The sequence below is a fragment of the Pseudooceanicola pacificus genome, from assembly GCF_009789075.1.
In the GTDB taxonomy this organism is placed as follows: domain Bacteria; phylum Pseudomonadota; class Alphaproteobacteria; order Rhodobacterales; family Rhodobacteraceae; genus Pseudooceanicola; species Pseudooceanicola pacificus.
This window is the reverse complement of sequence record NZ_WNXQ01000011.1, coordinates 54697-73184: the sequence shown is the minus strand read 5'-3', so window position 1 is coordinate 73184 and position 18488 is coordinate 54697. Positions and strand designations below refer to the sequence as shown.

The following is an 18488-nucleotide window of genomic DNA, read 5'->3' as shown; positions in this document are numbered from 1 at the left end:
GGGCTACTCCCTGCCCGGCCCCAGAATTTCGTCGCTGTGTTCCCCAAGTCGCGGGGCCGGGCGATGATCATGTCGCGCAGGGGTCGCCGAAAAGCGAACCGGCGGGCGTGTCGTCCAGATCGCACCTTCGGTCGGGTGATCAATCCGTTGAAAGAACCCGGTTGCGGCAAGATGGGGATCGTTCGGCAAATCTGACAGGTTGCGCACTGGCATGGCGGGTATGTCGGCCTGCTCCATGAGGTCAAGCCACTCATCTGTGGTCCGGGTCAGCGCAATGTGCGCCACCATATCGTATACTGCGCCGATGTTGCGGCTACGGGCGTCCATGTCCGTGACCCAGACATGGTCGATCATGTCATTGCGCCCAACCGTCTTGAAAAACCGTGCCCATTGTACGTTGGTGTAAGGCAAAATTGTGATGTAGCCATCTGCGGTCTGAACCGGACGCCGGTGCGGAACCAGCATGCGGGCATAGCCGAAATCCTGCGGAGCCTCCTCGAAGGTGGCGCCATCCATATGTTCGGCCAGCAGGAAGGCGGCCAGCGTCTCAAACATCGGAACTTCGACATGCTGGGCCTGTCCCGTACGCTCGCGGTGGAACAGGGCGCCCATCACGGCATAGGCGGCGGTGACCCCGCCAAGCTTGTCGGCCAGAATTGTCGGGGCATAAGCGGGCGGTGCCTCGGGGTCGCGCAAGGTTGCCAGGCTGGCCAATCCCGACACCGACTGGACGGAATCGTCGAATGCTGGCTTGGCGGCATAGGGCCCGTCCTGTCCGAAACCGGTGGCGGATACCGTGATCAGGTTCGGGTTTTCCTGGCGCAGGGTTTCGGGTTCCAAAGACAATCTGGCAAGCGCCGCAGGCCGGATGCTCGAAATCATCACATCGGCATCGATGAGCAGTTTGCGCAACTGATCGAGACCGGTTTGTGTTTTGAGGTCGAGTACGACACTGCGCTTGTTACGGTTGGCCCCCAGAAAAGCGGCACCCATCAGCTTGTTGCGCGATGGCTGGACCTGGCGAAGAAGATCGCCCTCGGGGCCTTCCACCTTGATCACATCGGCCCCCAGATCGCCCAGCATCTGCGTCGCCAAAGGTCCGAAAACTACAGAAGTCAGATCGACGATCTTCACGTCTTGAAGGATCGCCTGATTGTTCTCATCGGTCATTTGATTGTCCACTTAGCTGCCTACCGTTTTTTATGAACAACGGCCGAACTCGGCGCGAAGGGCCTTGCCTTGCGCATCGAAGGCCGGGCAGGGGCCCAGTGCCGTTTCGCCGAGGCTGCGCCGGATCGGGGGGGTCGGGACGTTGATTTCACCGGAAGGCGTGCGAATTACGGACCGGTCAAGCTGGGGGTGACCGGACAGGGTCGCCACGTCGTTCACCGCGCCCGAGGCAATGCCCGCAGCGTCAAGCCGCTTCAGCATCTCGGCGCGGTCATGCGAGGCGAACACGGCCTTGATGAGAACTTCGAGCGCGGGTTTGTTTTCAATTCGCGACGTGTTGTCATGGAACCGGGGGTCGGTTGCCAAAGCCGCATCGCCCAGTATGTGTTCACAGAACCGTTGCCATTCGCCGCTGTGCTGAACGGTAATGACGACAAGCTGACCGTCCTTGCATTCATAGGCCCCGTAAGGGCAGATGACCGTGTGGTTCAGCCCGACACGCGGTGTCGGCTTGCCAAGGTAATCGTGATACAGCAGCGGAACCGACATCCAGTCGGCCATCACATCAAACATTGCCACGGAAACGCCGCTGCCCTTGCCGGTGCGATCACGCCCGACAAGCGCTTCGCAGATTCCGGCATGGGCTGTCATACCTGTGGCGATATCGCAGACCGATACGCCCACCCGTCCCGGTCCGTCCGCAGTACCGGTCACTGATGCCAGACCGCTCTCGCATTGCACCAGAAGGTCATAGGCCTTGGCGTTGCGCATCGGGCCGTCTTCGCCGTATCCGGTGATGTCGCAGGTCACGAGGCGCGGGAATCTCTCTCGCAGACTTGCGGAATCGAGCCCGAGCTTGGCCAGCGCGCCCGGCAGCAGGTTCTGAACAAACACATCCGCGTTTTCCAGCATCCTGAGCAGGATTTCACGGTCTTCGTCGGCTTTAATGTCCAAGGCGACCGCTTCTTTGCCTCGGTTCAGCCATGTGAAATAGGCGCTTTCGCCGTTGGCGGCGGTATCGTAGGCGCGGGCGAAATCGCCGGCTCCCTTGCGTTCGATCTTGATCACGCGCGCGCCGGCATCGGCCAGCCGCGAGGAGCAAAAAGGCGCGGCGACTGCCTGTTCCAACGCAACGACGAGTTTGCCGGAAAGGGGGGCTAAGTCTGAACCTGGCATGAGTTTCTCTCAATTGATCCTAAAAGGTTGACTAAATCTAACAATTGTTAGAAACATAATCAATACGATTAGACAAAGACTGGATCGCTTGAAGGAGAACGCCGGTGCAGGACGCCATAGGACCAGACCAGTTTTTCCAGCGCGCGCTGGCAGAGGGAGAGATCCTGCTGCCCAAGTGCGACGACTGCGGGGCCTATCACTTTTTCCCGCGAGTCCTGTGTCCCCATTGTCATGGCGCCGCGATTTCGTGGAAGCAGGCAGGCGGCAAGGGACGGGTCCACACCACAACAGTCGTGCGCCGAAAGCCCGAACGGGGCGGCGACTACAACGTATGCGTCGTCGAGCTGGACGAGGGTGTCCGGATGATGAGCCGGGTCGAGGGCATTGCCCCAGGTGAGGTCGTCATCGACATGCCTGTAACCGCATTCGTGGGCGAGGCTGAGGGTGTTCCGGCCGTGCTTTTCAAACCGTCGGAGGGATAGGCCATGACCACTGAACTTCGGGGAAAATCCGCCATCGTGGGAACCGGTCATGCCGGTTTCGGAGAAGCCCATGGCCTGACGGCCTATGATGTCATGGCGCAATCCGCGCTTGCGGCGCTTGGCGATGCCGGGCTGAACCTGTCCGACGTCGACGGGCTGTTTTGCACCATGATGGAAGACAGCATGCCGGCGCTTATGGCGGCGGAGTATCTGGGCATCCAGCCCCGTTTCATTGATGGCACAATGTCGGGCGGTTCGTCCTTCGTAAACTACCTGACGTCCGCGACCATGGCCCTTGATGCCGGTCTGTGTGATGTCGCGCTGATTGTTTATGGCTCCAACCAGCGCACCGCATCGGGCAGACTGGTGACCGCTTCACGTCCGCCGGCCTACGAGGCGCCGTATAATCCGCGCTATCCGATCTCGGCCTACGCGATGGCCGCGGCGCGGCACATGCATGAATACGGCACCACCCGCGAACAGCTGGCCGACGTGGCCGTTGCCGCGCGGGCCTGGGCGCAGCGCAACCCCGAAGCGTTCGAGCGCGGCCCGCTGACCCGCGAGGACGTGCTGGGTGCGCGCATGGTGGGCGATCCATTGACCGTGCGCGACTGTTGTCTTGTCACCGACGGTGGCGGCGCGATCGTTATGGTCCACGCGGACCGCGCCCGGGATTTCCCGAAGGCGCCTGTCTATGTGCTGGGCAGTGCTGCGGAAAGCTCGCACCGGCAGATTTCGCAAATGAAGGATTTCACCGTGACCGCCGCCCGCGCCTCGGGCGCGCGCGCTTTTGCGGCGGCCGGCGTGACCCCTGCGGACATCCAGGCGGTCGAGCTTTATGATGCCTTCACCATCAATACCATCCTGTTTCTTGAAGATCTGGGGTTCTGCGCCAAGGGCGAGGGAGGGGCCTTTGTCGAGGGCGGACGCATCGCGCCTGGCGGCGTCTTGCCGGTGAACACGAATGGCGGCGGCCTGTCCTGTGTGCACCCCGGGATGTACGGCATCTTCACAGTGATCGAGGCTGCCCGCCAGATCCGTGGCGACGCGCCAGGCATTCAGTTGAAGGATATTGATCTGGCGCTGGCGCATGGCAACGGCGGTGTGCTGTCCAGTCAGGTCACGGCCATACTTGGATCTCAAAACACGCTCTGACGGCAACTAAGGGAGGAAAGCAAATGCCATTGGATTTCGATGCACTGTCGAACTGGGACTTTGAGGAAATCGAACAGACGCTAACCGAGCGGGATACCATCCTGTATGCACTCGGCCTTGGGTTCGGTGAGGATCCGACCGACAAAAAGGAGCTGGCCTATGTCTATGAGGACGGGCTCAAGGCAGTTCCCTCGATGGCGGTTATTTTGGGGTATCCCGGCTTCTGGCTGCGCGATCCCAAGACCGGCGTAAACTGGCAGAAAGTGCTGCACGGCGAACAGTGGCTCGACATCTACAAGCCGCTGCCGACACATGCCCGGCTTGTCGGCCGTAGCAAGATCGATTTCATCGCCGACAAGGGCGAGGGCAAGGGAGCCGTCATTTACCAAAGCCGCGATATTATCGACGCGGACAGCGGCGAAAAACTAGCGCGCGTGGCGATGTCGGCTTTCTGTCGCGGTGATGGGGGGTTTGGCGGTGAAAACCAGGCGGGTCCGGCACCCGCAGTGCTGCCTGATCGGGCGCCTGATCATATATGTGATATCGATACCCTGCCGCGCCAAGCCCTTATTTATCGTCTCAGCGGTGATTTCAATCCGCTTCATGCTGACCCGGATGTTGCCCGTTCTGTCGGGTTCGACCGCCCGATCCTGCATGGTCTGGCGACCTATGGGCTGGCGGCCCGGGCGATTCTCAAGACGTTGCTGGACTATGATTCTGCCCGGCTTGTCGGTCTGGATGTTCGGTTCTCGGCGCCGGTCTATCCCGGCGAAACCGTGCGGTTCGAAATCTGGGAAGAGGACGGCGAGGCCCGGTTTCGAGCATCTATTCCGGCACGCGACGTGGTTGTTCTGAACAACGGCGCGGCGCGCTTCGCCTGAGGCAGTGAAGATGGCTCAACCGCTCAAGGATATCCTGGTGCTGGATTTCAGCACACTTCTTCCCGGTCCGATGGCGACGCTCATGCTGTCCGAGGCTGGCGCCGAAGTGATCAAGTTCGAGCGTCCCGGAGTCGGCGAGGACGCGCGCCAAACCGAGCCCAAGATCGACGGAGAGAGCATCGGATTTGCCGTGTTGAACCACGGCAAGCGATCGGTGGCCATCGACCTCAAGTCAAGGGGCGCAGTGGAACGTCTGCGCCCCTTGATCGAGAGGGCCGATGTTCTGGTAGAGCAGTTCCGTCCCGGCGTGATGGACCGGCTGGGGCTTGGTTATGAAGCGGTGCGAAAGATCAATCCCGGTCTCATCTATTGTTCGATCACCGGCTATGGCCAGACCGGACCAAAGGCCAGCGCCGCCGGCCACGATCTCAACTACGTCGGTGATGCGGGTATCCTGTCGCTCAGTCGCGGACCGGATGACCAGCCAACGGCCCCGTTCGGGCTGGTCGCCGATATCGGAGGCGGAACCTATCCTGCGGTGATGAATATCCTGCTGGCCCTGATTGCGCGCCAGGCAAGCGGGCAGGGGACGCATCTGGATATCGCAATGGCCGAGGGGGCGTTCGCCTTTGCCTATTGGGCCCATGCCGAAGGTGTGATTGCCGGGCAGAACATCGAAAGCGGTGGCAGCCGTCTGACGGGTGGCCTGGCCCGGTATCGGCTTTATTCGGCTGCGGATGGGCGTCAGATCGCCGTCGGCGCGTTGGAAGAAAAGTTTTGGCAGTTGTTCTGCGATGTCATTGGTTTGCCGGTGGCCCTTCGCGATGATTGGTCCGATCCAAATGCCTGTGCCGCGGAGGTTGCACGTCGTCTGAGGGAACATCCCTCGACCCATTGGGAGGCTTTGCTGGCAGCGGCAGATTGCTGCTGTTCGGTCATGAAAACGCCCGCCGAGGCGGCACATGACCCGCATTTCAAAGCGCGTGACGTGTTCGGGCGGACCGTAAAAATCTCCGGCCGGGACGCGCCTGCTTTGCCGCTGCCAATTGCGCCGGAGTTCCGTTCTTCCGGAAATTCGGTCGGAGTTGCAGCCACTCTGGGCGAAGACAATACGCGTTATGGCGTGGACCAACCAAAGACAGAGTAAATCCCGTTGACGGGCAGGTTTTGAATCGGTAATCTAACATTTGTTAGAAAAAGGGAGGGGCCAATGGACAAGTCTGACGATGACCTGCCGACTGAAGCTGAGCGTTATGTCATGCCATCGCGCTTTGTGGAAAGCGATAGCTTGGAAGTGCAGGGTTTCGTGACATCGGCTTTGCGTGATCTCCCTGTGGGCGCAACCAATCGCGACAAGGCGATCCGCCTATTCGAAGCGGTGCGCGACGATATTCGCTATGATCCCTATTGTTTTGCGCTGGATGAGGACTCTTACCGTGCCAGCCGTATCGCTGGGGCGGAAGCGGCGTTTTGCGTTCCCAAGGCAATTCTTCTGGCGGCTTGTTTGCGTGCTGTGGGTATCCCCGCCGCTCTGGGGTTCGCGGATGTGCGCAACCACCTGAATACACCCAAGTTGCAGGAGTTGATGGGGACCGATCTCTTTATCTACCACGGCTATGTTCAGCTGTGGTTGGGGAATGAGGCCTACAAGGTGACACCTGCATTCAACATGGAACTGTGTGAAAGATTCGGGGTCAAACCCCTGGTCTTCGACGGCTATCACGACGCGCTCTTTCATGAGTTCGACGAACAGAATCACCGGCACATGGAATATGTGAACGACCGTGGTCTCTATTTCGACGCGCCGATGGGTGAGTTCCTGGTGGCGTTCAAGGAAACCTATCCGAAGCTGGAAGAATTCAACCGCATCCGGATATCCAAGGATGCGAGCGGATACGATGACGGTTTCGCAAAGGAGGGTGCCTCTTGAGGTATCTGGAAGACTTCTCGCCGGGCCAAGTCTATCGCTTTCGCAGCGCTCCGATGAGCGCGGATTCAATAAAGGCCTTTGCCAAGGAATGGGATCCGCAGCGGCTGCACACCGATGAAGACTATGCAACCGCCATACATGGCAGCCTGATCGCCTCGGGCTTTCAGACCATGCTTGAGGTGTTCAAGCCGGTCATGACCGAGATGATGGTCGATGTTGCCAATATCGGCGGCATGGGCTTTGACAATTTGCGCTGGCTGCGGCCTGTGCACCCGAACGAACCCCTTGATGTCGAACTGACGGTCAACTCGGTCACACCGTCAAAAAGCAAGCCCGACAGAGGTGTTTTGCACTATACGCTCAGCGCCAAAAACCCCGAGGGCGAGGTCGTTTTTTCGACCGACACCCCCGTGATGATCCAGCGAAAACAAAATGACACAAACTGATATCCTTTCCAGCGAACAAGAAGACCTTCGCCTGTTGCGCGAGAGCGTGCGCACGTTGTTTGAACGGGCGGGCGGAAGTGACAGAGCCCGACAACTCCGTGATGCCGGGGGCGGTTTCGATCCGGAGATGGTCCGGGAACTGGCCGAGGCCGGTGTTTTCGGCGTGGCGGTGCCCGAAGATCAGGGCGGGCTTGGCATGGGCCTAGCCGCCGGGGGTGTCATCGCCGAGGAAGTCGGCCGTGTGATTGCCCCGGAACCGGTCGTGTCGACGATCGGTCTGAGCCTCGGCCTTCTGCGCCGCCTTTGTCCGGATCATCCGAAGATGGCACAGCTCATCGGCGGCGAAATTTCATTGGCGGTTGCCTGGCAGGAACGCGGCCCCGACGGGGCGCCTGCCGATGCGACCTGCCGATACGCGGACGGAAAGCTGACCGGTGGCAAGGCCTGGGTCGTCGGTGCGATCGGTTCGCACGGGTTCCTTGTCGTGGCCGAACAGGATGATGGTCCGGTTCTGGTTCTGGCTGAGGCAGACGCGCAGGGGCTTGTCATCGACAAGCGGACGCAGGCGGATGGCAGCTCTCTGGGCGAGCTTTCGTTTTCGGGAACTCCGGCCGCGGAATTGGCCAGCAGCGGTGCAGTTCTCACTGCACTGGCCGAGGCTGTCGCCGATGCAACGGCGCTTGCCGCGGCCGAGCTTGTCGGCCTGAGCGAGCGCGCCTTCGAGATCACGCTCGACTACATCAAGACGCGGGAGCAGTTCGACAAGCCGATCGGATCATTCCAGGTCATCCAGCACCGTGCCGTCGACCTCAACGTGATGTGCGAGGTCGCGCAGGCCGGAGTGCGGGAGGCGCTTGCGCAGATGGATAGCGAAACCGATCCGAAGGTTCGGGCCCCGATTGCCAGCCGCGCCAAAGCGCGCGCCGTCACGGCCGCCAAGAAAATCACCCGCGACGCCATCCAGCTGCACGGGGCCGTCGGGTACACGGATGAGTTCGATATCGGGCTCTACCTGAACCGGGCGCTGGTGCTGTCGGCCTGGTTGGGCGACGATGCCTATCACAGGCGGATATGGTTCGAGACACGCGAAGCAGAGGGGGCAGCACAATGACCGACTGGAACGCTATGACCGATGCAGAGTTCCGCAAAGAAGTGCGCCAGTTCTTCGAGGCGGAATATCCCGAGGAGCTGCGTCACCTGCCGCACCGACCGAAGTTCGCCGAGATCGAACATTGGCACCGCAAGCTTCACGCCAAGGGCTGGGTCGCGCCAGCCTGGCCCGCTGAATTCGGCGGTATGGGGCTGAACGCCGCCAAGTTGCTGATCTTTTACGAAGAGCAGCAGCGCTGGGGCGTCAATCGCGGCCGCGACATGGGCGTGCAGATGGTCGGGCCGCTGATCATCAAATTCGGCACCCAGGAACAGAAAGATTACTGGCTGCCGCGTATCCTGACCTGCGAAGACATCTGGTGTCAGGGATACTCGGAACCCGGCGCCGGGTCCGATCTGGCGAACCTGCGCACACGCGCGGATATTGATGGCGACGACTTTGTCATCAACGGACAGAAGATCTGGACCACGATGGCGCATGACGCCACGCATATCTTCATGCTGGTGCGCACCGATCCGGAAGCGCCGAAAAAACAACAGGGCATCAGTTTCGTTCTGGCCCCGATGGATCAGCCCGGTGTCGAGGTCCGCACGATCACCACCCTTTCGGGTGAAACCGAGTTCTGCGAAGTTTTCTTTGACGATGCCCGGACGCCCCGCGAAAACCTTGTCGGTGAGTTGAACAAGGGCTGGACGATGGCCAAGGCTCTTTTGAGCTTCGAGCGTATCTTCATCGGCTCGCCCAGTCTGGCCCAGAACGCGCTGGGGCAATTGGAGAGCTTTGCCCGTGGCCGTGGCGCGTTTGACGATCCGGTGTTCCGCGACCGTTTTGCCCAGGCGGCACTGGATGTGGAAGATCATGCCGCACTTTATGCCCGTTTTGCAGATCAGCTCAAACGTGGCGAGACGCTGGGTGCGGATGTCTCCATGCTGAAGATTTGGGTGACTGAATGCTTCCAGCGCATCACCGAGCTGATGATCGAAGCAGCCGGCCCCGATGGCGGCTCCATCGGGCCGCTTCAGGTCGGCAACATAAATGTCGATGTTCTGGCCAGCTTCTACAAGGCCAGACCCACCACGATCTACGGTGGATCGAACGAAATCCAGAGAAACATCCTGTCCAAGGCGGTCCTCGGGCTGCCTGGTTAATTCAATACCCCACGGAGGAAATAGAACTATGTCGGATCGTTATGCAAAATACGACAAACTGAATTTTGACTACCCGGCGGATCGCGTGCTGCGCATCACCTTCGACCGGCCCGAGACCTTCAATTCCGTGGATGCGGAAACCCACACCCAGATGACCGACATGTGGATCGACATCGACCGCGACCCCGACATTAACGCGGTCATCGTGACCGGCGCGGGCAAGGCGTTTTCCGCCGGCGGTGATTTCAGCCTGATCGAAAACATGATTGGCAATTCGCACGAGATCATGAAGACGTGGAAAGAAGCCAAGGATCTCGTCTATAACATCATCAACTGCAACAAGCCGATCATTTCCGCGATCAATGGCCCTGCGGCCGGCGCGGGCCTTGTGGTTGCCATTCTGGCCGATATCTCGATCGCCGGAAAGAAGGCCAAGATTGTCGATGGTCATCCCCGCCTTGGTGTTGCCGCCGGTGACGTCGCGGCGATCATCTGGCCGCTGCTGACCTCGATGGCCAAGGCGAAATACTATCTGATGACCTGCAAGCCGGTGTCGGGCGAAGAGGCCGAGCGTATCGGTCTGGTGTCAATGTGCGTCGAGGATGACGAGCTTCAGCAGATCGCTTTGGACACGGCTGTCGAACTGGCCAACGGCTCGCAAAGCGCGATCCGCTGGACCAAGTATTCGCTGAACAACTGGCTGCGCCAGGCCGGGCCGATCTTTGATGCGTCGACCGCGCTGGAGATGCTTGGCTTCATGAGCGAGGACGTCAAGGAGGGTGTGTTGTCGCACCGCGAGAAGCGCACGCCGAACTTCCGCAAGGACTGCCCGATTTAACGCCCGATTGGACGAGGAGGCATGGAAATGTCTGATGATATCTACCAAGATATAGCTCAAGCCTATGCCGCTGCGGCCAACAAGGCTCCTGGCCTGAAATCGCGATTTGCGGCTGCCGGATTCGATCCGGCAGCCGTCACATCGGTGACGGACCTCTCGCGTCTTCCAGTGATGAAAAAGGAAGAACTTCTGAAAATCCAACGCGAGAACCCGCCCTTTGGCGGGTTTCTGGCGTCTGATCTGAAGGATATCGGGCGGATCTACGTGTCCCCCGGCCCGATTTTCGAACCGGCCCTTTCGGGCGGCGGCGGCCACGGCCTTGACCTGCTGTTCAAGTCGGCAGGCGTGGGGCCGGGGGGTATCATCCTGAACACCTGGATGTATCATCTGGTGCCCGCGGGGCTTTTGTTCGACGAAGCCGCACAGGCTGCTGGCGCCACCGTAATCCCCGGCGGCGTCGGCAATACGGAGCTTCAGGCACAGATCATCGTCGAAACCGGCGTGACTTCGATCTGCGCCTCGACCGCGTTTTTCCTGACGCTGGCGGACAAGGTGATCGAAACCTATGGCCGCGACGCATGGAAGGTGAAGACAGCCTTCCTCGGCGGTGAGATGGGCGACTGGATGACCAAGCGCCGCCGGATCGAGGCCGAATACGGCGTGTCCACCTGGGCCGCCTATGCCACCGCCGATCTGGGCCTTGTTGCCTATGAGGATGGCGGCAAAGGCTACCTGGTTCATCCCGACCGCGTGGTGCAGATCTGCGATCCGATCAGCGGCGAACAGGTCGCCCATGGTGAACCGGGCGAGGTTGTCGTGACCGCGCGCGATGCCACCTGGCCGATGATCCGGTTCGGCACCGGCGACAGCGCCTTTGCCCTGGAAAGCAACGCGGATGGCACCGTCAGCCGGATTTCAGCATTGCAGGGACGGGTCGGGGCAGCGGTCAAAGTGCGCGAGATTTTCGTTTATCCGCGCGTGGTTGAAGAAGTTGTCATCGGCACGCCGGGCGCAAAGGCCGCGCAGGCCGTGGTAACGCGCGAGAACGATCGCGACATGATCCGCCTCTCGCTTGTGCTGGAAGACGGTGCCGACGCTTCCGCCGCGGAAGCCGCCGCCGCTGATACCTTCAAACTGCATGCACGAATTCGTGCTGACGAGGTGAACATTGTTTCGGAACTACCCGAAAATGCAGAACTGATCGTCAACCAAAACGACCGCTAAGATCGGGTCTCGATCATTCGCGACAACCGCAGAAACAGATGGGCGGCCGGGCAACTGGCCGCCCTCTTTCGTCAGGAACAGAGCGCATCTTTGGCGCCCTGGTATTCCCGGTCGAGACGGTCGACGTAGTCCGCCGTGGTCATCACCTCTTTCACCGCTCCGATCCCCTGACCGCTGCCCCAGATGTCACGCCAGGCCTTGGGGCGAATGTCGCCGGTGGCCAGATCGAGTTTGTTGCCGATCCCGGCCAGGTTGTCCGGATCGAGACCGACCGCCCGCACCGACGGTTTCAGATAGTTGGCATGCACGCCGCTGAAATAGTCGGTATAGACAATATCATCGGCCCCGCCTTCGACGATCATTTGCTTGTACTCCTCCGACGCGACCGCCTCGGTCATGGCAATGAAGGGGGATCCGATATACCCAAAATCCGCACCCATGGCCTGCGCCGCCAGAATTGAGCGCCCGGTCGCGATGGACCCGGACAGGGCAAGCGGACCATCGAACCATTTCCGGATTTCCTGAACCAGCGCAAAGGGTGACAAGGCCCCGGCGTGGCCGCCAGCGCCGGCGCAGACCGCGATCAGGCCGTCGGCGCCCTTGTCGATCGCTTTCCTGGCGTATTTGTTGTTGATTACATCGTGCAGTACAGTGCCGCCGCACTCATGTGCCGCCTGGTTGACGTCTTCCCGTGCGCCCATTGATGTGATCCAGACAGGCACTTTCCAGCGCGCACATATTTCGACGTCCCGCTCAATCCGATCATTCGATCGATGGACGATCTGGTTGACCGCGAATGGCGCGGCGGGCCGATCGGGATTGGCCTGATTGTGCGCGTCAAGCTCTTCAGTGATGCGCTTGAGCCAGGCTCCAAGCAGCGGCGGTTCACCTTCGGACTCGCGTGCGTTCAGCGCCGGAAAGCTGCCGATGACGCCGGCTTTGCACTGGGCGACGACAAGATCCGGCCCGGACACCAGGAACATGGGCGAGCAGATCACAGGCAGGCGCAAGCGGCCGAGAGGGGTGTCGGAGTACATTGTCTATTTCTTCTTTGCTGTTTCAACAGGGGGTGCCGAGGCCCGTAGCCGTGACGGGCGCGCATGGGAAGGGAAGCCGAAAAAACGTGCCAGCAGACCGCAAGGAAATACACAGAACGGGTGAATTTTACACATGTCTGATTTTCCGCACCGGACTATAGCCCGTCGCTCAATGCCACTCCTATCGTGTTCCATGCTAGCCCATTCCTGGGAGGAGGAAGCGGTGCCATTGCTCTACAGCCGCTCGGAAAGCGTTGGTCGGATGACTTTCGATTTTCCCGAGAAGAAGAATGCCCTTGATCAAGACGCACGCAAAGAGATGGAACGCATCGTCACCCAGGTGCGCGACGATGACCGCGTGCGCGCGCTGTTGATCACGGGCGCCGGGGGCGCGTTTTGCGCCGGAGGCGATATCAGCACTTTCGCCGGTTCTTCGCCTGTGGCCATGCGGGACCGCATGAAACAACAGCACCGCGTAACCCGGATGCTATATGATCTTGAAAAGCCGGTCGTCGCGGCGGTTGCCGGGCCGGCCTTTGGCGTGGGGTTCAACATTGCGCTTCTGGCTGACGTGATCCTGGCCGCGCCCTCGGCCCGCTTTTGCCAGGCCTATGCGCGCGTGGCGATCGTGCCCGACGGTGGCGGGCTTTACTTGCTGGCGCGGACGGTCGGGACGCAGCGGGCGAAGGCGATGTTCCTGACGGCCCAGGTGATCGATGCCCAAGAGGCGCACGACCTTGGGATCGTCCACGCAATCCACGAAGAAGACGCGCTCGACGCAGAGGCCGATGCGCTGGCCGCGCGTCTGGCCGAAGGGCCGACCCGAGCCTTTGGGCTGGGCAAGTCGATGCTGAACCGTGGCATGGATTGCGATTTCGCGACCTATCTCGAGATCGAGGCAACCGCCGAAGCCCATATCATGCAGACCGCAGATCACCGCGAGGCGGTCGCCTCTTTCAAGGAAAAGCGCCCGCCGCGCTTTGTCGGATCATGAACGCGGCGCCCGATAGTGGCCCGCTGGCCGGTCTTCGGGTGATCGACCTCGGGCAGGTCTACCTTGGGCCCTATTGCGGTCTGATGTTCGCGCTCATGGGGGCCGAGGTCATCAAGGTCGAGCCGCCCGGCGGCGACAGTATCCGCGGCATCGCGGGCGGGCGCGAGAACCCCGCAGCGATGATGCTCAATTCCAGCAAACAGAGCGTGACGCTCGATCTGGGGTCCGAGGGCGGGCGCAGCGCCCTGCTGGCGCTGGCAGATTCGGCCGATGTTCTAATCGAGAATTTCCGTCCCGGTACGATGGAGAAACTGCGGCTGGGGTGGGAAACACTCTGTGCCCGCAATCCGCGCCTGGTCATGGGGTCAGGAAAGGGCTACGCGGCCGATTCCGTCTATCGCGATGCGCCGGCGATGGATTTTCCTATTCAGGCCCTGACCGGGCTGATGTCGGTGACCGGGTTTCCCGATGGTCCGCCGGTGAAATGCGGCGCAGCGATCACCGATTTTCTGGGCGGTATCCACCTTTTTGGTGGCATTATGGCGGCGTTGCATGCGCGCGGCGCGACAGGGCGCGGGGATTTTGTCCAGATCGCGATGCAGGACGTCACGCACCACGCGCTGGCGTCGAATGTCGCAAGCTATCTGCTGGCGCCTGACGGGTTCGCCGACCGGGCCGGCAACAGTCAGGCCGTGCTCAAGGTCGCACCCTACGACCTGTTTCCGGCGCGCGACGGGCAGGTGGCCATCATGTGCCTGAATGATCGCCACTGGCAGCAGCTGACCCGGGCCATGGGTCGCCCTAATCTGGCCGAAGATCCCGAACTGGCCGCGGGACCCGCGCGCTGCGCGCGGCGTGCCCAAGTCGATGGCTGGGTGACGGCGTGGACCTCAAGTCAGACCCGCGCCGAGATTTTCGCGGCCCTGAGCAGCGCACATGTGCCGGGCGCCCCGGTGCGCACGCTCGCTGAGGTGGTGTCGGACGATGACATGCGCGCCCGCGGCATGATCCATGACCTTCCGCATCCAGACCTGGGCACGGTCCCTGTTCCAGGGCTGCCGATGCGTTTCGCGGCTCACCCACAGGTCACCCCTATCCCCGCACCAACCGTAGGCGCCGATACGGCGCGCATCCTGACCGCACTGGAACAGGACCTGCCCTCTGCTCAATCAAAGGACACCTACTGACATGTTCAAGCTCGATCCGGAATTGGAGGATTTTCGCAACGAGGCACGCAAGCTGGCTGAGCGCGAGTTTGCTCCCAGGGCCGCCCATTGGGACGAAGCCGAAGAGTTTCCAGCCGCGAACCGCGACAAGCTGGCCGAACTTGGCTATCTGGGAATGTTCATCCCTGAAGAATACGGCGGCTCCGGCGCGCCAGTGATCCAGGGCACGGTGTTTCTGGAAGAAATGGCGCGGGTCTGTTTCAACACGGCGCTGGTCTCGCAACTCTACCTGAACGGCCCATCCCGGGCAATCAGCGTTCTGGGCAGCGACGAGCAGAAAAAGCGGTTCCTGCCAGACATGGCGGCCGGCAAGAAATTCATCGCAATCGCCATCAGCGAGCCCGAGGCGGGGTCGGCGGTGACAGACCTGCGCACCACGGCCACAAGGGACGGCGACGGATGGGTGCTGAATGGCAACAAATGCTGGTCCACGGGCGCCCATGTGGCCGATTATGCGCTGGTCTTCTGCCGTTTCGGCAAGGCCAGCGGGGCGAAGGGGATTGGTGCCTTTGTCGTCGATCTGAAGAAGCCGGGCGCTCGGATCGGCCACATATCGCTGAAGATGGGTGGCCGGGGACTGACCGAGGCCGAGATTATCCTTGAAAACTACAAGGCCGGTCCCGAGGATGTGCTGGTCGAAGGGGACCCGGAAAGCTCGCGCTCCTTCGCGCTGTTGATGAGCAGTTTCGGACCCGAGCGGGTGGGCAACGCAGCGATGTGCGTGGGGCTGGCGCAGGGCGCTTTCGATGCTGCAAAGTCGTATTCCGAGATTCGCCATCAGTTCGGGCGCCCGATCAAGGAATTCCAGGGCCTGCAATGGAAAATCGCCGACATGGCCACACAGATCCATGCTGCGCGTCTGATGGTCTATCGGGCCGCGACCAACCCCGCGCCGAACGGCTTTCCCGATCCGATGGATGCGACCATGGCCAAGCTTTACGCCAACGAAATGGCGCAGAGGGTCACGAACGAAGCGCTGCAGATCCACGGTCACAATGGTTACACGCGCGAATACCCGCTGGAACGTATGGTGCGTGACGCGCGCGGCTTCGCGCTTGGCGGTGGCACCGTCGAAATCCTGCGCAATACGATCGCCGCCATGGTCTACGGCCACAGCTTCGACCAGCGGCGGGGGTAGGGCGGATGCATCCCTCGTTGCTAACGACAGAACAGGTCGCTCTCAAGGATGCCGCGCGAAAACTGGCGCTCGGGGAATTCCGGGACCGCGCCGCACGCTGGGACCGCGACGGCATCTACCCCGAGGAAAACCACCATCGGCTGGCCGCGCTTGGCTATCTGGGCATGACCATTCCCGAAGAATACGGCGGTGGCGGTGCGCCGCTGGTGGATTGCTATCTCGTGATCGAGGAACTGGCCAAGGTGGATTTCAATACCGCGCTGATCGTTCACGATCAGAACGTCTCGCCCCGGATCATCGCCACCTGCGGCAGCGAGGCGTTGAAGCAGTCTTTCCTGCCCCGCTTCGCCGCGGGCGAGATCGAATGCGCGATCTCCTGGACCGAGCCAGAGGCCGGGTCGGACGCCACCGCGGTGACGACATCGCTGCGCCCGGACGGGGACGGGTTTGTGCTGAACGGCGGCAAGATCTTTACCACTTTCGGCGACAGGGCCGATTACCTTCTGGTCTATGCTCGGTTCTGCGAAAGCAAAGGCGCGCGAGGCATCGGAACCGTTTTGGTGCACCGCAAAAGCCCCGGCGTTTCGGTCCATATTCTTGAACAGAAGATGGGCGCGCGCGGCTGCAACGAATGCGAGATCCATTTCGACGATGTGCGGGTGCCGTCCGAAAACGTCGTGACCGAAGGGCTGGCCGGCAACTCCAGCGGCTTTGTCCGCCCGCTGGGTGTCTATAACGCCACGCGCGTCGGCATGGGGATACTGGCGCTTGGTGTCGCCGAGGGGGCGTTCGACCTTGCACGCGACTACATGAAGACCCGTCGGCAATTCGGCAAGGCGCTGTCCGAGATGCAGGGGCTGCAATGGATGATGTCGGACATGAAGGTGCAGATCGAGGCCGCGCGGTCGTTGTGTTATACGGCGCTGTCGCTGATCGACCGCGGCCAGGCCGATCCAACATTGTCTTCGATCGCCAAGGTTCAGGCCACCGAAATGGCACAGCGCGTCACCCATGACGCCATGCAGATGTTCGGTGGCTACGGCTATTTCGGTTCGCTTCCGTTGGAGCGGATGGTGAGGGATGTGCGGATGCTGACGATCACCGGGGGAACGACCCAGATACACAAGAACGGGATTGCTCGGGCGCTCTTCACTGACTGACGAATCTTCGCCAAAGGGAGGGGCGGTCATGACAAGCGATATCACTGTGGAACACTCAGAAGGTCTGGCCGTCGTGTCGTTGAACCGGCCCGACAAGCTGAATGCGCTGACCCTCGACATGCGCGTCGAACTCCTGGACGCGTTTCGCGATATCCAAACTGACCCGCGGATTCGCGCCGTATTACTGCGGGGCGAGGGCCGCGCTTTTTGTGCGGGTGCGGATATTTCGACCATGGGCAAGGACGATGTCTGGGGTGATCGGGCGCGCTTGTACAGGGCACACCAGATGATCCTTTCCATATTCAATTGCGAGAAGCCTGTGGTTGCCGCGGTGCGCGGTCCGGCGGTCGGGATCGGTCTGAGCATGGCGCTCGCCTGCGACGTTATCCTGCTCTCCGAGACGGCAAGATTCGGTCAGGTTTTTCGCAAGATCGGGCTGGCCCCCGATGGCGGCGCGGCGTTTTTCCTTCAGAATCTGATCGGTCGGCAACGTGCGACGGACCTTGCCTTCTCAGCGCGGATGGTGCCGGCGGATGAAGCCCTGAGCCTGGGATTGGCAAGCCAGGTTCATCCCGATGATGCCCTCGACCGGGCGGCCCTGGACTATGCGACAGACCTGGCCGCGGGGCCAACCTTTGCCCTGGCCGGTACCAAGCGGCTGATGCGCGCCGCGATGCAACCGTCTCTGGAGAACTTTCTTGAAACAGAAGCCATCATTCAGGGGCAAATCATCAAGAGCGCGGATCACGCCGAAGGCATCGACGCCTTTCTGAGCAAGAGAAAACCGGTTTTCCGTGGCGCATGACCAAGCGGATTGGCCCTTTTTACGACAGGGAAGAGATAGTGATGGAAACAGTTATTGCACGACTTGGCAGGGTGTCGCGGATTATTACCTATATTGCGACTGCCCTGGCGGCGCTGATGATGGTCCATGTGACGATCGATGTCGTTCTGAGCCAGTTTGTCGCCGAGCCGCTGCCGGGAATGGTGGACTACGTGTCATACTATTACATGGTCGGCTTGGTCTTCCTGCCGCTGCCCTTCGTCGAATTTACCAACGAGCACGTCAAGGTTGATCTGATTCACGATCTGATCCCGGCGGCGGGCAGGACCGTTCTGGACATGCTGGCGCTGGCATTGTCGGCTGTGTTCTATGGCCTGCTGACCTGGCAAACCTGGATAGACGCGCTCGAGAAATACGCCATTGGAGAAAAATCCATGGGTATGGCGGCGGTGACCGTCTGGCCCGGTCGCTTCTGTCTGCCTCTTGGTGCAGGGCTGATGGTTCTGCTTTTGCTGGCCAAGCTGATCCAGAGGCCTTTCACCGACGCTGGCATGGCCGGCCCCAATCACGACATGTACGAATAGGAGT

Annotated in this window: 19 protein-coding genes; 16 read left to right on the top strand and 3 right to left on the bottom strand. The window is 61.0% G+C overall.

All coding sequences use genetic code 11. The features are described from left to right. Positions 1–3: 3 nt before the first annotated feature. Positions 4–1170: a CaiB/BaiF CoA transferase family protein gene (locus GLS40_RS15740; protein ID WP_043753088.1), complete on the bottom strand. Its 1167-nt coding sequence runs from the start codon at positions 1168–1170 to the stop codon at positions 4–6. A gap of 30 nt (positions 1171–1200) precedes the next feature. Next, complete coding sequence (locus GLS40_RS15735; protein WP_048534182.1) at positions 1201–2346, bottom strand: CaiB/BaiF CoA transferase family protein; 1146 nt, start codon at positions 2344–2346, stop codon at positions 1201–1203. Positions 2347–2450: 104 nt separating this feature from the next. Between GLS40_RS15735 and GLS40_RS15730 the strand changes: the two genes are divergently transcribed. The 10 genes from GLS40_RS15730 (at position 2451) to GLS40_RS15685 (ending at position 11561) form a co-directional block, all read left to right on the top strand. Next, entirely contained in the window at positions 2451–2828 is a 378-nt protein-coding gene (locus GLS40_RS15730; RefSeq protein WP_043753084.1) for a Zn-ribbon domain-containing OB-fold protein, read from the top strand. A gap of 3 nt (positions 2829–2831) precedes the next feature. After that, the gene (locus GLS40_RS15725) at positions 2832–3983 is read left to right on the top strand and encodes a thiolase (protein ID WP_043753083.1); all 1152 of its coding nucleotides are present in this window, start codon (positions 2832–2834) and stop codon (positions 3981–3983) included. A 23-nt stretch (positions 3984–4006) separates the two neighbouring features. Then, a complete protein-coding gene (locus GLS40_RS15720) occupies positions 4007–4864 on the top strand; it encodes a MaoC/PaaZ C-terminal domain-containing protein (RefSeq protein ID WP_028284918.1) in 858 nt (285 codons plus the stop codon). Between the two features lie 10 nt (positions 4865–4874). After that, positions 4875–6011, top strand: a complete 1137-nt coding sequence (locus GLS40_RS15715; RefSeq protein ID WP_043753082.1) for a CaiB/BaiF CoA transferase family protein — start codon at positions 4875–4877, stop codon at positions 6009–6011. Positions 6012–6074: 63 nt separating this feature from the next. Continuing rightward, complete coding sequence (locus GLS40_RS15710; RefSeq protein ID WP_028284916.1) at positions 6075–6794, top strand: transglutaminase-like domain-containing protein; 720 nt, start codon at positions 6075–6077, stop codon at positions 6792–6794. Then, positions 6791–7240, top strand: a complete 450-nt coding sequence (locus tag GLS40_RS15705; RefSeq protein ID WP_027264320.1) for a MaoC family dehydratase — start codon at positions 6791–6793, stop codon at positions 7238–7240. Before GLS40_RS15710 ends, GLS40_RS15705 begins: the two co-directional genes overlap by 4 nt. Continuing rightward, a complete protein-coding gene (locus tag GLS40_RS15700) occupies positions 7227–8351 on the top strand; it encodes an acyl-CoA dehydrogenase family protein (protein ID WP_043753081.1) in 1125 nt (374 codons plus the stop codon). The genes GLS40_RS15705 and GLS40_RS15700 overlap by 14 nt, the downstream gene beginning before the upstream one ends. Then, positions 8348–9499: an acyl-CoA dehydrogenase family protein gene (locus GLS40_RS15695; RefSeq protein ID WP_043753080.1), complete on the top strand. Its 1152-nt coding sequence runs from the start codon at positions 8348–8350 to the stop codon at positions 9497–9499. The genes GLS40_RS15700 and GLS40_RS15695 overlap by 4 nt, the downstream gene beginning before the upstream one ends. Positions 9500–9527: 28 nt before the next feature. Continuing rightward, positions 9528–10337 carry an enoyl-CoA hydratase/isomerase family protein gene (locus GLS40_RS15690; protein WP_160383641.1) on the top strand — a complete coding sequence of 270 codons (810 nt, stop codon included), beginning with the start codon at positions 9528–9530 and terminating at the stop codon, positions 10335–10337. A 27-nt stretch (positions 10338–10364) separates the two neighbouring features. Then, positions 10365–11561: a phenylacetate--CoA ligase family protein gene (locus tag GLS40_RS15685; protein ID WP_229737779.1), complete on the top strand. Its 1197-nt coding sequence runs from the start codon at positions 10365–10367 to the stop codon at positions 11559–11561. 71 nt (positions 11562–11632) lie between these two features. Here the strand turns inward: GLS40_RS15685 and GLS40_RS15680 are convergent, their stop codons facing one another. Then, the gene (locus tag GLS40_RS15680; RefSeq protein WP_043753074.1) at positions 11633–12598 is read right to left on the bottom strand and encodes an NAD(P)H-dependent flavin oxidoreductase; all 966 of its coding nucleotides are present in this window, start codon (positions 12596–12598) and stop codon (positions 11633–11635) included. Positions 12599–12821: 223 nt separating this feature from the next. Here GLS40_RS15680 and GLS40_RS15675 point away from each other — a divergent pair, with 223 nt between their 5' ends. Genes GLS40_RS15675 through GLS40_RS15650 form a run of 6 tightly spaced genes read left to right on the top strand, consistent with a single transcriptional unit; the run spans position 12822 to position 18484 of the window. Next, the gene (locus tag GLS40_RS15675; protein WP_238318808.1) at positions 12822–13592 is read left to right on the top strand and encodes an enoyl-CoA hydratase/isomerase family protein; all 771 of its coding nucleotides are present in this window, start codon (positions 12822–12824) and stop codon (positions 13590–13592) included. Then, positions 13589–14779, top strand: a complete 1191-nt coding sequence (locus tag GLS40_RS15670; protein WP_043753070.1) for a CaiB/BaiF CoA transferase family protein — start codon at positions 13589–13591, stop codon at positions 14777–14779. The genes GLS40_RS15675 and GLS40_RS15670 overlap by 4 nt, the downstream gene beginning before the upstream one ends. A gap of 1 nt (position 14780) precedes the next feature. After that, complete coding sequence (locus tag GLS40_RS15665) at positions 14781–15956, top strand: acyl-CoA dehydrogenase family protein (RefSeq protein WP_027264328.1); 1176 nt, start codon at positions 14781–14783, stop codon at positions 15954–15956. A 17-nt stretch (positions 15957–15973) separates the two neighbouring features. Continuing rightward, positions 15974–17116 (top strand): acyl-CoA dehydrogenase family protein, encoded by a 1143-nt coding sequence (locus GLS40_RS15660; protein WP_229737781.1) that lies wholly within the window; start codon positions 15974–15976, stop codon positions 17114–17116. A 28-nt stretch (positions 17117–17144) separates the two neighbouring features. Continuing rightward, on the top strand, positions 17145–17921 hold the full coding sequence (locus tag GLS40_RS15655; protein ID WP_048534167.1) for an enoyl-CoA hydratase/isomerase family protein: 777 nt from the start codon (positions 17145–17147) through the stop codon (positions 17919–17921). Between the two features lie 41 nt (positions 17922–17962). Further along, positions 17963–18484, top strand: a complete 522-nt coding sequence (locus GLS40_RS15650) for a TRAP transporter small permease subunit (RefSeq protein WP_043753064.1) — start codon at positions 17963–17965, stop codon at positions 18482–18484. Positions 18485–18488: the final 4 nt, after the last annotated feature.